15 protein-coding genes are annotated in these 13,540 nt (G+C 56.2%); 8 read left to right on the top strand and 7 right to left on the bottom strand.

The annotated features are described in order from the left end of the window. The first annotated feature begins 22 nt into the window (after positions 1 to 22). The 3 genes from hslU to GOX75_RS13905 all read left to right on the top strand — a co-directional run bounded on the left by hslU (position 23) and on the right by GOX75_RS13905 (position 3,744). Complete coding sequence (gene hslU / locus GOX75_RS13895) at positions 23 to 1,330, top strand: ATP-dependent protease ATPase subunit HslU (protein WP_171124049.1); 1,308 nt, start codon at positions 23 to 25, stop codon at positions 1,328 to 1,330. A gap of 99 nt (positions 1,331 to 1,429) precedes the next feature. Continuing rightward, complete coding sequence (locus GOX75_RS13900; RefSeq protein ID WP_171124051.1) at positions 1,430 to 2,527, top strand: alpha/beta hydrolase; 1,098 nt, start codon at positions 1,430 to 1,432, stop codon at positions 2,525 to 2,527. Then, positions 2,524 to 3,744, top strand: coding sequence for an MFS transporter (locus GOX75_RS13905; protein ID WP_371808179.1), 1,221 nt, complete (start codon positions 2,524 to 2,526; stop codon positions 3,742 to 3,744). The genes GOX75_RS13900 and GOX75_RS13905 overlap by 4 nt, the downstream gene beginning before the upstream one ends. Here GOX75_RS13905 and GOX75_RS13910 read toward each other — a convergent pair. Genes GOX75_RS13910 through GOX75_RS13920 form a run of 3 tightly spaced genes read right to left on the bottom strand, consistent with a single transcriptional unit; the run spans position 3,741 to position 6,021 of the window. Further along, positions 3,741 to 4,328 carry a Smr/MutS family protein gene (locus GOX75_RS13910; protein WP_171124053.1) on the bottom strand — a complete coding sequence of 196 codons (588 nt, stop codon included), beginning with the start codon at positions 4,326 to 4,328 and terminating at the stop codon, positions 3,741 to 3,743. The genes GOX75_RS13905 and GOX75_RS13910 overlap by 4 nt on opposite strands. Then, a complete protein-coding gene (locus tag GOX75_RS13915; RefSeq protein WP_171124055.1) occupies positions 4,328 to 5,362 on the bottom strand; it encodes a murein transglycosylase A in 1,035 nt (344 codons plus the stop codon). Before GOX75_RS13915 ends, GOX75_RS13910 begins: the two co-directional genes overlap by 1 nt. Continuing rightward, positions 5,359 to 6,021: a Tim44/TimA family putative adaptor protein gene (locus GOX75_RS13920; protein WP_171123768.1), complete on the bottom strand. Its 663-nt coding sequence runs from the start codon at positions 6,019 to 6,021 to the stop codon at positions 5,359 to 5,361. The genes GOX75_RS13915 and GOX75_RS13920 overlap by 4 nt, the downstream gene beginning before the upstream one ends. Before the next feature lie 108 nt (positions 6,022 to 6,129). Here GOX75_RS13920 and GOX75_RS13925 point away from each other — a divergent pair, with 108 nt between their 5' ends. Then, positions 6,130 to 6,621 carry an FxsA family protein gene (locus GOX75_RS13925; RefSeq protein ID WP_171124070.1) on the top strand — a complete coding sequence of 164 codons (492 nt, stop codon included), beginning with the start codon at positions 6,130 to 6,132 and terminating at the stop codon, positions 6,619 to 6,621. 64 nt (positions 6,622 to 6,685) lie between these two features. Beyond that, positions 6,686 to 7,183, top strand: a complete 498-nt coding sequence (gene secB / locus GOX75_RS13930) for a protein-export chaperone SecB (protein ID WP_171123773.1) — start codon at positions 6,686 to 6,688, stop codon at positions 7,181 to 7,183. A 27-nt stretch (positions 7,184 to 7,210) separates the two neighbouring features. Here secB and dnaQ read toward each other — a convergent pair whose 3' ends face one another. The 4 genes from dnaQ to GOX75_RS13950 are packed head-to-tail and all read right to left on the bottom strand — an operon-like array spanning position 7,211 to position 9,945. Beyond that, a complete protein-coding gene (gene dnaQ, locus GOX75_RS13935) occupies positions 7,211 to 7,933 on the bottom strand; it encodes a DNA polymerase III subunit epsilon (RefSeq protein WP_171124073.1) in 723 nt (240 codons plus the stop codon). Continuing rightward, positions 7,926 to 8,519 (bottom strand): dephospho-CoA kinase, encoded by a 594-nt coding sequence (coaE, locus tag GOX75_RS13940; RefSeq protein WP_171124075.1) that lies wholly within the window; start codon positions 8,517 to 8,519, stop codon positions 7,926 to 7,928. The genes dnaQ and coaE overlap by 8 nt, the downstream gene beginning before the upstream one ends. Then, complete coding sequence (locus GOX75_RS13945) at positions 8,516 to 9,349, bottom strand: shikimate dehydrogenase (RefSeq protein ID WP_171124077.1); 834 nt, start codon at positions 9,347 to 9,349, stop codon at positions 8,516 to 8,518. The genes coaE and GOX75_RS13945 overlap by 4 nt, the downstream gene beginning before the upstream one ends. Beyond that, a complete protein-coding gene (locus GOX75_RS13950; RefSeq protein WP_171124079.1) occupies positions 9,346 to 9,945 on the bottom strand; it encodes a nucleoside triphosphate pyrophosphatase in 600 nt (199 codons plus the stop codon). Before GOX75_RS13950 ends, GOX75_RS13945 begins: the two co-directional genes overlap by 4 nt. A gap of 404 nt (positions 9,946 to 10,349) precedes the next feature. Between GOX75_RS13950 and GOX75_RS13955 the strand changes: the two genes are divergently transcribed. From GOX75_RS13955 to mnmE, 3 genes are all read left to right on the top strand, one after another. Beyond that, positions 10,350 to 10,799 carry a CopD family protein gene (locus GOX75_RS13955; RefSeq protein ID WP_171124081.1) on the top strand — a complete coding sequence of 150 codons (450 nt, stop codon included), beginning with the start codon at positions 10,350 to 10,352 and terminating at the stop codon, positions 10,797 to 10,799. 148 nt (positions 10,800 to 10,947) lie between these two features. Then, positions 10,948 to 12,219 (top strand): transcription termination factor Rho, encoded by a 1,272-nt coding sequence (rho, locus tag GOX75_RS13960; protein WP_171123784.1) that lies wholly within the window; start codon positions 10,948 to 10,950, stop codon positions 12,217 to 12,219. A 30-nt stretch (positions 12,220 to 12,249) separates the two neighbouring features. After that, on the top strand, positions 12,250 to 13,536 hold the full coding sequence (gene mnmE, locus GOX75_RS13965; RefSeq protein WP_171124084.1) for a tRNA uridine-5-carboxymethylaminomethyl(34) synthesis GTPase MnmE: 1,287 nt from the start codon (positions 12,250 to 12,252) through the stop codon (positions 13,534 to 13,536). The last annotated feature ends 4 nt before the right edge of the window (positions 13,537 to 13,540 follow it).

The following is a 13,540-nucleotide window of genomic DNA, read 5'->3' on the forward strand; positions in this document are numbered from 1 at the left end:
TGCCGACCGAAAGGACTGCGCCTTGACCGACCTGACCCCGCGCGAGATTGTCTCGGAACTGGACCGTTTCATTATCGGGCAGAAGGATGCCAAGCGCGCGGTCGCCGTCGCGCTGCGCAACCGCTGGCGGCGCAAGCAACTGACCGATGACATTCGGGATGAAGTGTATCCGAAAAACATCCTGATGATCGGCCCCACCGGTGTTGGCAAGACCGAGATCAGCCGCCGACTGGCGAAACTCGCCCGCGCGCCATTCATCAAGGTCGAAGCCACCAAGTTTACCGAAGTTGGGTATGTCGGGCGCGACGTGGAACAGATCGTGCGTGATCTGGCAGATGCCGCGATTATCCAGACCCGCGAATTTATGCGTGAAGACGTCAAAGCCAAGGCGCATCAGGCCGCCGAAGATCGCGTGATCGAAGCCATCGCCGGCACCGATGCCCGTGAAGGCACGCGCGAGATGTTCCGCAAGAAACTGAAAGCGGGCGAGCTGGATGATACGGTGATCGAGTTGGAGTTGTCCGACAGCGCGAACCCGATGCCGATGTTCGACATTCCCGGTCAACCCGGCAGCCAGATGGGTATGATGAATCTGGGCGACATCTTCGGCAAGGCGTTCGGTGGGCGGACCGTCAAAAAGAAGATGACTGTCGCCGAAAGCTATGACGCGCTGATCGGGGAAGAGGCCGACAAGCTGCTGGATGATGAAACCGTCAACCGCGTGGCTTTGGAATCGGTCGAACAGAATGGCATCGTTTTTCTGGATGAGATCGACAAGGTCTGCGCGCGATCAGATGCACGCGGCGGCGACGTCAGCCGGGAAGGGGTACAGCGCGACCTGCTTCCCCTGATTGAGGGCACGACTGTTAGCACCAAGCACGGTGCGGTAAAAACCGACCATATCCTGTTTATCGCTTCGGGCGCGTTCCACATCGCCAAACCCTCGGACCTGTTGCCGGAATTGCAGGGCCGTCTGCCGATCCGGGTTGAACTGCGCGCGCTGACCGAAGAGGATTTCGTGCGTATCCTGACCGAGACAGACAACGCCCTGACCCGCCAGTACACCGCCCTGATGGGCACCGAAGAGGTCACGGTCAGCTTCACCGACGATGGCATCGCGGCCTTGGCCAAAATCGCGGCGGACGTGAACCAAAGCGTCGAAAACATCGGTGCGCGGCGTTTGTACACGGTGATGGAGCGTGTGTTCGAAGAACTGTCCTTCACCGCCCCAGATCAGGCCGGGGCCAAGATCACGGTGAACGCGCAATTCGTCGATGACAATCTGGGTGAGCTGACCAAGTCCACAGACCTTAGCCGTTACGTCTTGTAATAGGTCCAGCCGGTTTCCGCCGGTCATTCTGTACGGCACCGCTGGACCTGAGGCGAAAATCAGATAGCGTGGGCGCATATTGTCCCGAGGACCAATCCTTTGCTGCGCTATTTTTTCATTTTCCTGCTGGCGGTGCCTCTAACCGCCTGTGTCGACCGTACGATATCCGAGACGGTGCCAACTGCGCTGTCCGTCGGAAGCCCTGAAACCGTTTTTGCAACGACAACGCGTGCGCGGGAGCCGGACGGTTCTTATGGATTTAAGCGGGGCGAGGCGTTGCAATATCTGGAAATGACGGTTTCGATCCCGCCCAATCACACACCCGGGACCCTTGATTTTTCATATGCCAATCCGAACCCCGAGAAGCAATTCGTCATGGCCGGTGTGGATGAGTTGCAAGGTCCAAGTGAGATGAAGGCGCGATTGGGGGGCAAGGATGAGGTGTCCATCTTTATCCATGGCTATAACACAACCCAGTTCGAGACCACGTTCCGCGCGGCCCAGCTAAGCCGTGACATCAACATTCCGGGCGCGATCATGGTGTATTCCTGGCCCAGTCAGGCCCGAGGTGCGGGATATGCCTATGATCTGGACAGTATGCTGTTCGCGCGCGACGGGTTGGAGCAGACTGTGCGACAGCTTAAGGCAATGGGTGTAAGGCGCGTTATTCTTGTGGCGCATTCCATGGGTACGGCCCTGACGATGGAGATGATGCGACAGGCCGAATTGCGCGAACCCGGTTGGGCCAGCAAGAATATCGAAGGTGTCGTTCTGATTGCCCCCGATCTGGATGTCGATCTGTTCCGGTCGCAAATGGATACGATCAAAACGCCACCGGACCCTTTCATCGTGATGGTGTCGCGGAAAGACAAACTGTTGAACATTTCGGCCCGGCTGCGCGGCACCACTCAAGGTGAGCGCCTTGGCAATATCAGTTCCGTTGATGCATTGGCGGATTACAAGATCAGCATTCTGGACACGACGGCGTTCAACAAGGATGCGGATTCCTCGCATTTCGTGGCCGCGACGTCGCCCGCGCTTTTGGCCATCATCAATTCCGCTCGAAGGGTGAGCCGAACCTTCGACCCGGACGGTCGCGGGTTTGATGTGATCGCCCCCAACAGCGTTCGCAACCCGACGGGGGCAACTGAAATCGTTCTTAGCGAAACGGGGCAGGCGCGGGTCAGCTCTCCGTGACGCGGTTCCGTTTGGGGCAATATCTTCGGGACAATGCAACATGGTTAAGTGCCGGAGTCTTGCTGACCTTCATGTCCAGCTTTGGGCAGACCTTTTTCATTTCGATCTTTTCTGCGGAAATCCGCGCCGCTTTTGGTCTGAGTCATGGCGCGTGGGGCGGTTTGTATTCTCTTGGAACCACCATATCGGCCGTTGTGATGATCTGGGCCGGAGGGCTGACCGACATCTTTCGAGTAAGGGTTCTGGGCCCGGCGGTTCTGGCAGGTCTGGCACTGGCAGCGTTGGCGATGGCGGTGAATGCCTGGCTTGCCTTGCTGCCTGTTGTGGTGTTTCTGTTGCGTCTGTTTGGGCAGGGGATGAGCACCCATCTGGCGCTGGTGGCCATGGCGAGATGGTTCACCGCCACACGGGGCAAGGCGCTGGCGATCGCGTCGGTGGGTTTCTCGGTGGGCGAAGCGTTGCTGCCGGTCACTTTTGTGGCTGCCATGGCCTTCTTGGACTGGCGGTGGCTTTGGGTGATTGCCGCGTGTGTCACCCTTTTGGGGATCCCTGCGCTGCTACGGCTGCTTCGTCAGGAAAGAACCCCGCAAAGCCTGTCCAGCGAATATTCGGCAACGGGAATGGAAGGTCGTAACTGGACCCGGAAAGAAGCGATCTTTCATCCGCTGTTCTGGTTCATGGCACCGGCCTTGCTGGGCCCGTCTGCTTTTATCACCGCCTTTTTCTTTCATCAGGTTCATCTGGCGGGCTCGAAGGGCTGGCAGCATATCGAACTGGTTGCCCTGTTTCCGATTTTCACCAGCGTTTCCATGTTGTCGATCTTTGCGGCGGGTTGGGCGCTGGATAAATGGGGCACGGCTAGGATCATGCCGTTTTATCAACTGCCTATGGCCGTTGGGTTTGGGATCGTGGGGATGACATCGTCGATCGGGGGCGCAACGCTGGCCTTGATGTTTCTGGCGCTGACAGTTGGTGCCAACAGCACCCTGCCCAGCGCGTTCTGGGCCGAATTCTATGGCACCCGGCATATCGGCGCGATCAAGGCGATGGCAACGGCGGTCATGGTTCTGGGATCAGCCATCGGGCCGGGGTTGACCGGCGTGATGATTGATCTGGGTGTGCCGCTGGACATCCAGTTTCTGTGGATCGGAGGCTTTTTCGTACTGGTCAGTGTCCTTGCGCGCCTTGGCATCGCAAGAGCCGTTCAAACCCTTTAACGAACGCGGCGCAAATACACGTAAAAGGCCCCGTCACCGCCATGGCTGACATGGGCAGGTGTCACTTGCAGAACAGCCTGCGCCAAGGGTGGCAGGGATAACCATTGCGGCACTTGATTGCGCAAAACACCACGCGGTGTGGGAATGGGGCCGGGCTCATCACGGTCCTTGCCCTTTCCGGTTACGACCAGAACCAGACGTTTGCCTGATGCCTGCGCTGACAGAATGAACCGGATCAATGTTGGATGCGCCGTATCCACGTGCATTCCATGCAAGTCCAGCTTGCCCTCTGGCTTCAGCTTGCCCCGTTTCATGCGGCTGAAAGCCTTGGTATCCATCTGGACCGGCGTCGCGCGCAGGCTTTCTGTCACCGTGGGCTTCAACGCGTTGCGCGCAGGTTTTCCCAAGGCGTTCTGCCCGACCTCGAACCGCTCAATCCGCACCTTGGGCGTTTTGGTTGGCTTGGGTTTGGGCAACGTCGTCGGATGCACAGTTTGAGGCATTTCGGGATGCAGGCGTTCGGCCTGATTGGTCACCTTGCGCCACAGCTCAATTTCTTCCGCGGTCAGTTTACGGCGTGTCATCAGAACTCATCCGGCAACAGCGTATAAGCGCGTTGAATCGGCAGCAAAAGCACCATTCGACCCGAATCCTTTAATCGACCGGCAGCTTCCCCGGCTTCATCCCCGGTGCCGAAAAAGATGTCTGCACGTTGGGCGCCCTTGATGGCGGCGCCTGTGTCCTGCGCGATCATCAATCGGCGTAGCGGTGTTTTGCCGTTTTTCTCAACCCAAACCGGCGCGCCCAAAGGCGTATAGGCCGGATCAGCGGCAATGCTGCGCAGTGTGGTGACAGACCGATTCATTGCGCCCAAGGGACCCAATTCTGGCGCGACGCGGTTTACTTCGCGGAAGAACACATATGACGGATTGTGGAACAGCAGTTCGGCACCCGCTTCGGGGTTTTTACGCACCCAAGCCCGGATCATCTGCGCGCTGACCTGATGCGCACCCAACGCTCCGCGACGGATCAGTTCCGACCCGATAGATCGATAGGGGTGGCCGTTCGCCCCGCCATACCCGACGCGCACCGCGCCCCCATCCGGCAGACGAATACGGCCAGAGCCCTGAATCTGTAAAAAGAACAATTCCACCGGGTCATCGACCCAGGCAATCTCCAGACCCCGGCCGGTCATGCTATCGCCGGTCAGAATTTCGCGGCGGCTCAGCCACGGACCTTCGGCGCGTGCTTCTGGTGGCATCTTGTAAATCGGATATCTGAAACGTTCGGATCGGGTCAGAGATCCATCCAGCTCGGGCTCGAAATAGCCGGTAAATAGGGCATCTTTGCCGTCTTCGACCAGAACAGGACGGAAAAACAGCTCAAAGAACAATCGGGCAGCGTCAGATTCATAGGCCCGGGCAACGGCGCACAGCGCACGCCAGTCAGGGTCGTCCAGATCACCGCATGTATTCAGAAAAACCGAAAGGGCTGCGCCGTGGTCATCCTCGGCCCAGCCATCAAGATCGTCAAAGGTCAGTATGGAACGCGTCGCTTCGGCGCTGACAGAGGTTGCCATCACAGCCCCCAGCAAAAACGACCGAAGCGCAGCAATCATGCGTCCGTGGCGACAAGCAGCCAGTTCGGATCGTCCGCGCCCATGACGCGGGCAAAGGTCCAGCTGTCCTTCTGGCGTTTGACGGTGTTGGGGTTGCCTTCGATGATGTCCCCGCCGCGATCACGCACGACCGAGGTCAGCTCACCAACAAACTTCATGGTGATCTCGGCCTGGTTGGTATCCTTGTCGAACTTCACATCTGCCAAGGATGTCTCGCGCACGCCAATAAATTCAGCCTCGATCGTAAGACCTTGATCTTCGCGGGCAGCGACTACGGATACGAACGTGTCGAACACCTCTTCGGACAGGAAGGGCTGTATTTCATCCAGATTGCCCTTTTCAAACCCCATGACGATCATCTCATAAGCGCCACGCGCACCCTGAACGAACTCACTGACAGAAAAGCTAGGCTCGACCCGTTTCATCGCAGTCAGGGTTTGCGCCTGTTCGCTGTCTTCGGCGACGTGGTCGGTGATGTCGTGATCCGGGCCGCCTTCGATCACCTCGAAGTCGCGGCGCGACTTGTGCGCCTCTGGTTGCTGCTGAACCGGGGGTTTTTCAAACCCCTCACGCGTGCCCAGAACGCTTTTCAAGCGAAGGATCAGGAAAACGGCAATTCCGGCCAGGACCAGCAACTGGATCATTGGGTTGTCGCTCATTTCATTCTCTTTTTAGTGCCGGGACTTTGTGTACGCGGCCTCAAGCCACTATGTAGGTGACACAAGGCGGCAAGTCCACAGTCCGCCCTGCTGTAAAGGATAGCGCAAATGTATCTGTTCTTGGCTTTTTTATTGGTCCCGATCATCGAGATCGCTCTGTTCATTCAGGTTGGCGGCTTGATCGGCCTGTGGCCAACGCTTGCCATTGTAGTCCTGACAGCCGTTTTGGGCACTGTTTTGGTACGGACACAAGGTCGCATGGCGCTGGAAAACCTGCAACGTTCCTTTGCTGAACTGGACGACCCGACCGAGCCGCTGGCCCATGGCGCAATGATCCTGCTGTCGGGCGTTTTGCTACTGACGCCGGGGTTTTTCACCGATGCCGTTGGTTTTGCTTTGCTAATTCCCGGCGTCCGGGTTGCTGTATTCCGGTACCTTAAATCCAAAGCCACCATCACGCAGTTTCAGATGGGAACCGGCACGCAATTTCGCTCCGGGCCTGATCCGTTTCAACAAGACGACGTGATTGACGGCGAATTTACCGAAGTTCGCCCGCGTCAGGACCCATCAAAGCCTTCGAAATGGGTCGAAGGGCCGTGACCTGCATTGAGGTGTCTGCCCCAACTTGTTAAGCAGTGACGAATTTTATTTTCGGAGTAGATCCATGGCCGAAGAAGACGCCAAAGAAAACACCGCGGCCCAGGCCGCCCCGCAAATCCAGATGCGCGTTCTGGGACAATTCATCCGTGACCTGTCTTTTGAAAACGTGATGGCCCAAAAGGGCGTATCGGGCGACGTTCAGCCCGAGATTTCCGTACAGGTCAATCTGGATGCGAAAAAGCGACCGGCAGACCATCAGTACGAAGTGTCGATCAAGCTGAACCTCAAGTCCAAGGCCAAGGGTCTGGAAGACATCCTGTTCCTGTGTGAGCTGGACTATTGCGGCCTGTTCCACGTGGAAGGTGTTGCCGAAGATCAGCTGCATCCGTTCCTTATGATCGAATGCCCCCGGATGCTGTTCCCGTTCCTGCGCCGTATCGTCAGCGATGTGACCCGCGACGGTGGTTACCCGCCGGTAAATCTGGACAACATCGACTTTGTCAGCCTGTACCGCAACGAACTGATGCGTCGCCAAGCCGAAGCCCAGAAAACCGAAGCCTAAAGCTCCGGACCCGCGCCGGGATGTTTCTCAGGCGCGGGTCCACAATGCGTTTTCGCCCAGTTTTTCCACGAAAGCATCATGCGCGGCGCGTTCGTCTTCGGTAATACGGGACGCCAGCGCATTTGGGCGCGCTGTTGGGCGCCATTCATCGCCGCCGCCCACAGATGAGGATGCCGCAGTCGACAATCCGAAATCCGGCTGTCGCCCCCCGATCAGTTCCAGATAAACCTCGGCCAGAATTTCGGAGTCGAGCAGCGCCCCGTGCAGCGCTCGATTCGAGTTGTCGATATTGAACCGGCGGCACAACGCATCCAAAGAAGCAGGTGAGCCGGGAAAGCGTTTGCGCGCAATCGCCAGCGTATCCAGCGCCTGATCCATCGGGATCGGGGGCAGACCCATCCATTTCAGCTCGGCGTTCAGGAATTTCATATCGAACGAGGCGTTGTGAATGACCAGTTTCGAATCCTTGATGAAATCGCGAAATCCCTGACCGACCTTGGCGAAAACCGGCTTGTCCTTCAGCGTCACCTCACCCTTTTCCGGCGGGCGCGGGTTATCTAGCAGATCCGGGCCAATGCCATGCACACCAAAGGCTTCTTCAGGCATAGAGCGCTCGGGGTTAATATAGACGTGATAGGTTTCGCCTGTGGCGACGTGGTTCCACAGTTCAACCGCACCGATTTCCACGATCCGGTCACCGCTTTCTGGATCGAACCCCGTGGTTTCGGTGTCGAGTACAATCTCACGCATCTGCCAGCCCCGCTCGTATCTGTTTGACCACATCCTGCACCTGTGCGCGGGCATGGTCCAGACTGTCTGTCACGATCACAAAATCTGACCGGGCGCATTTTTCTTCGTTCGGCATCTGCTTGGCGCGGATTTGTTCAAACTGCGCATCGGACATCGTGCCGCGATCCATCACCCGGCGTTTTTGTTCATCGGCAGGTACCGAAACACAGGCCACGGCGTCCATCGCTACATGACCCCCGGTTTCAAACAACAAAGGGATGTCAAAAACCAGTATATCCGCGGTCGCGTTTTGCCGAAACGCAGCCCGATCCGCCGCCACCAGCGGGTGAACAATCTCCTCGATCTGTTTTAAGGCGGATACGTCCCGCGCAATGATCCGTTTCAGCGCATCACGACTGACAGCCCCATCAACAATTGCGTCTGGAAAAGCCGTCTGCATCGGTTCAACAGCCGCTCCACCCCTTGAATAGAGTCTATGTACCGCGGCATCCGCATCCCATAGCGCACAGCCTTCATCGACGAACATCTGGGCCGTCGTGCTTTTCCCCATCCCGATCGAGCCGGTCAGACCCAGCGCGAAACTCATGACAAAACAGCCGCGCGTAAATCCAGATTCACCTCGGGCCGCACCCCGAACCAGCTTTCAAATCCAGGAACGGCCTGATGCAGCAGCATACCCAACCCATCCACGACCGTGCATCCGGCTTCTTCGGCCGTTTGCAAAAGATGGGTTTTCAGCGGCGCATAGACCAGATCAGTGACAACAGCACCCGGCTGCAACCCATCCAAAGGGACCCGCAGCTCAAGCTGCCCTTGCATCCCAAGTGACGTCGTATTGACCACCAGCTCGGCATCTTCGACCACATTTCCGGCCTGCACCCAATCGACAACGGTGATGGTTTGGCCGAATTCGTCCTTCAGCTTATCCGCCCGGGTCCGTGTTCGGTTGGTCAGCATGATCTTAGGCACTCCGGCCTCGACCAATGCTTGCAAAACGGCGCGCGCAGCTCCGCCAGCGCCAAACACCACGGCCGGACCATCGCCCGGCGTCCAATCCGGTGCCCCGCTGCGCAGGTTTTCCATGAATCCGTAGCCATCGGTATTGTCGGCATGGATCGCGCCATCTTCACGAAAGACCAGCGTGTTCGCAGCACCGATTTTCTGCGCCCGATCCGATACGTTATCCGCCAATCGCAAGGCCGCTTCTTTATGGGGTGCCGTTACATTTGCCCCTACAAACCCAGCCTTAGGTAAGCTGCGCAGGACAACTTCAAGATCATCCGGGGCAACATCCATTGGAATATAGTGCCCAGCCAGACCATAGGATTTTAACCAATGTCCATGAAGGGTCGGGGATTTTGAATGCGCAACCGGGTGTCCAATCACACCTGCCAGAGGAATACGGCCTTCACTCATTGATCAATCACCCCTTTGACCGCCAGAAAATTCAACAGCTCTAATAGGGGCATACCCAAGACGTTAAAATAGTCTCCGTCAATGGTTGCGAACAGACGCACGCCTTCTTCCTCCAATTTATATGCCCCGACCGCGTGCCGGATACTGTCCCAGTTGCGATCAAGATAATCTCGCAGATATGCGTCCGAGCTCATCCGCATCCGCAATCGAACCTGACCCACATGTCGCCAGATGGGTTCCCCGTCCTGATAAATCACAGCGGCAGACAGCAGCATATGTCGCTTGCCACGCATCGCCCTGAGTTGCGACAGTGCATCCGTTGGCGTTTCGGGTTTGGACAGCAACCGACCGTCGAAATCCAGCACCTGATCGCAGCCCAGCACCATTGCACCCGGAAATTTGTCACTGACTTTGCGTGCTTTCATTTCGGCCAGCATATCCGCAATGTCGCGCGGGCTTGCATCCTCGGCCAGCAATGCCCGTTTGGCTGTCTCTTCATCCACACGCGCGGTTTGCACGGTGAAAGGCACGCCCGCGTTCCTGAGAAGCTGCGCTCGTATCGACGACCCAGAGGCCAGAATGATGGGGACAGACATGTGGAAAACCCCTTGAGTAAACCGTTAACTGTTCCGGGATGGTTTGTATGGTTTTCCAGTTGACACGCAAGCCCGGGATTTCCACGCCAAACTTCCCGGATTCGCCCGAATGGTATCCAGCAGGGACAAGGATAAGTCCAAGAACAGGAATAACCCGGTTTTCCAAGGTTACCCAAAGACTTATCCCCAGCAATTCATACTCGGTTAATATATAACCTACTGTAATTGTTGTGAAATTTATTCCCTCAACAGAATCACTGCATCTAAACCGGATTCTATCCACCTGGGGAAAACAGATGTGTAAAAAAGTAATCCACTGATTTTGTTCACCCTACAAAACCATCTTCCTTTTTCTTTTCTTATTTTTTTATTAGGGAGGGTTCCGAGTAATCTTCGGAGCCAGGATGACGGATTTTCTTTTCACGATTTACCCATGGGTGAAGTCTCTTCACATCATGGCAGTGATCTCGTGGATGGCGGGCCTGTTCTATTTGCCCAGACTATTCGTTTATCACGTCGAAAAAGCACAGACTGTCGAAGGGGCTGAGGCAATCTTCTTTGAAATGGAAGAAAAGCTGCTGCGTGTGATCATGCGTCCCGCAATGATTGTGGTTTGGGTCTGTGGCCTGATCATGGTGTTTACACCGGGTATCGTCGGTTGGGATTTTGCATGGCCTTGGGTCAAAGGCTTATCCGTGATTGGTATGACCTGGTTTCATCATTGGCTGATGGCTCGGCGCAAAGACTTCCTTGAGGGGCAAAATAAGCTCACTGGGCGGCAGTATCGCATGATGAACGAGGTTCCGACCGTTTTGATGGTGATCATCGTTCTGGCGGTCATTCTGAAGTTCTGAGGGCTTTTTTGCGTATAAGGGTCAGACAGGTGGTTTGACTCCACCTGAAGCCACGCTTATGTAGGGGTCAACACGCCCGTCCGGGCGGCGTCTCTTCCGTACTGAAATTCCACTTCGTGCCGCGCTGACAGCGGTGAAGGTTTGTATCATGTCCAATGAAACTCTGAATCTGGCCGACCTAAAAGCCAAAAGCCCCAAAGACCTTCTGGCAATGGCCGAAGAGCTGGAGATCGAGAACGCCTCGACCATGCGTAAAGGCGAGATGATGTTCCAGATTCTGCGCGAACGCGCGGATGAGGGTTGGACTGTCGGTGGTGACGGCGTTCTGGAAGTTTTGCAGGACGGGTTCGGCTTCCTGCGCTCGCCCGAGGCGAACTATCTGCCGGGTCCAGACGACATCTATGTCTCACCCGACATGATCCGCCAGCATTCGCTTCGTACCGGCGACACGGTTGAAGGTGAGATCAAGGCACCTGATGACAACGAACGCTATTTTGCGCTGATCAAGGTTACTAAGATCAATTTTGAAGAGCCCGAGAAGGCCAAGCACAAGATCCTGTTCGACAACCTGACGCCCTTGTATCCAGAAGAGCGTCTGAAGATGGAGATCGAGGATCCTACCATCAAGGATAAATCTGCTCGTGTCATCGACCTTGTGGCACCGATTGGTAAGGGCCAGCGGTCGTTGATCGTGGCGCCCCCGCGGACGGGTAAGACAGTGATCTTGCAGAACATCGCGCACTCGATCGAGCAGAACCACCCCGAATGTTATCTGATCGTCTTGCTGATCGACGAACGCCCGGAAGAGGTGACCGACATGCAGCGTTCGGTAAAGGGTGAGGTTGTATCCTCGACCTTTGATGAACCCGCAACGCGCCACGTGGCCGTGTCGGAAATGGTGATCGAAAAAGCCAAGCGTCTGGTCGAGCACAAACGAGATGTTGTTATTCTTCTCGATTCGATCACAAGACTTGGTAGGGCGTTTAACACAGTGGTACCATCATCGGGCAAGGTTCTGACAGGTGGTGTTGATGCGAACGCCCTTCAACGGCCCAAGCGGTTCTTTGGTGCCGCGCGGAATATCGAAGAGGGCGGTTCGCTGACCATTATCGCCACCGCGCTGATCGACACCGGCAGCCGGATGGATGAGGTGATCTTTGAAGAATTCAAAGGCACCGGTAACTCGGAAATCGTGCTGGATCGCAAAATTGCCGACAAGCGCGTGTTCCCGGCCATCGACATTCTTAAATCCGGTACCCGGAAAGAGGACTTGCTGGTCGACAAGGGCGATTTAGCCAAAACTTTCGTTCTGCGCCGTATCCTCAACCCGATGGGTACGACCGACGCGATCGAGTTCCTGCTATCCAAGCTGAAGCAGACGAAGACGAATGGCGAGTTCTTCGATTCAATGAACACCTGACACAGGTCTTAACTGACGCGAGGCCTTCGAATGGATACGATATTCGCCTTGGCCAGCGCGCAGGGCAAAGCCGGGGTGGCGGTCATCCGCCTCTCTGGTCCTTTGGCGCATTCCGCAGCGGCTGCATTAACCAGGGATACTCTGCCAGCCCGCGGCATGCGTGTGCGCGCCTTGTTTGCAACTGACGGCTCAATTCTGGATGAGGGTCTGGTACTAACATTCCAGGCCCCTGCGAGCTTTACCGGTGAAGATGTGGCAGAGTTGCAGGTTCACGGAAGTATGGCATCTGTGAATGCGGTGATGCGCTGTCTTGGCGATACTGAAGGTTTGCGGCTTGCAGAGCCGGGGGAATTCACGCGTCGCGCGCTTGAAAACGGCAAGATGGATTTGACGCAGGTCGAAGGCTTGGCCGACTTGATTGATGCCGAAACCGAAGCGCAGCGCAAACAGGCACAGACAATATTAGCCGGCGAACTGGGTTCCCTTGCAGAACGCTGGCGTCGTGATCTGATCCGCGCCGCATCCCTTTTGGAAGCTGTCATTGATTTCGCTGACGAAGAGGTTCCGACGGATGTTACGCCCGAAGTCCGTTCTTTGGTCACTGGTGTCATGGCTGATGTGCAACGCGAAGCCGACGGAGTTCGGATTGCGGAGCGTATTCGCTCAGGGTTCGAAGTCGCAATTGTCGGCCTTCCTAATGCAGGGAAGTCCACCTTACTGAATGCACTTGCCGGGCGAGATGCGGCGATAACGTCGGAATATGCCGGAACGACCCGCGATGTGATCGAGGTCCGAATGGATCTTGAGGGGTTGCCAGTCACGCTTTTGGACACAGCCGGGCTTCGCGAAACCGAAGATCATGTTGAAAGCCTTGGAATCGAATTGGCGATTAAACGTGCAGAGGCCGCGGATTTACGGGTATTCCTGACCGAGGACCCGATGTCTTTGGGTGTTTCAGTGCGCGACGGTGATATTCAGGTTTTGCCGAAGGCTGACCTCAGGGATGATATAGAAGGTGGGATATCAGGTAAAACTGGTAAGGGTTTGGATCAGTTGATCTCCGATATATCGCGTATATTGGGTGGCCGTGCCACAAGTTATGGTATTGCAACCCGCGAAAGGCACCGTATTTCGCTCAATAATGCTCAGGAGGCGTTGGGTGCAGCAATGTCTGTTCTGGAATCAGGCCCGGACTTGTATGATATCGCTGCCGAAGAATTGCGCACAGCCATTCGTGCGCTAGAGGCATTGGTCGGTAGAATAGGCGTGGAAGATCTTTTGGATGAAATCTTCGCAAGCTTCTGTCTGGGAAAATAGGGAG

The sequence above is a fragment of the Ruegeria sp. HKCCD7251 genome (genome assembly GCF_013031165.1).
In the GTDB taxonomy this organism is placed as follows: Bacteria; Pseudomonadota; Alphaproteobacteria; order Rhodobacterales; family Rhodobacteraceae; genus Ruegeria.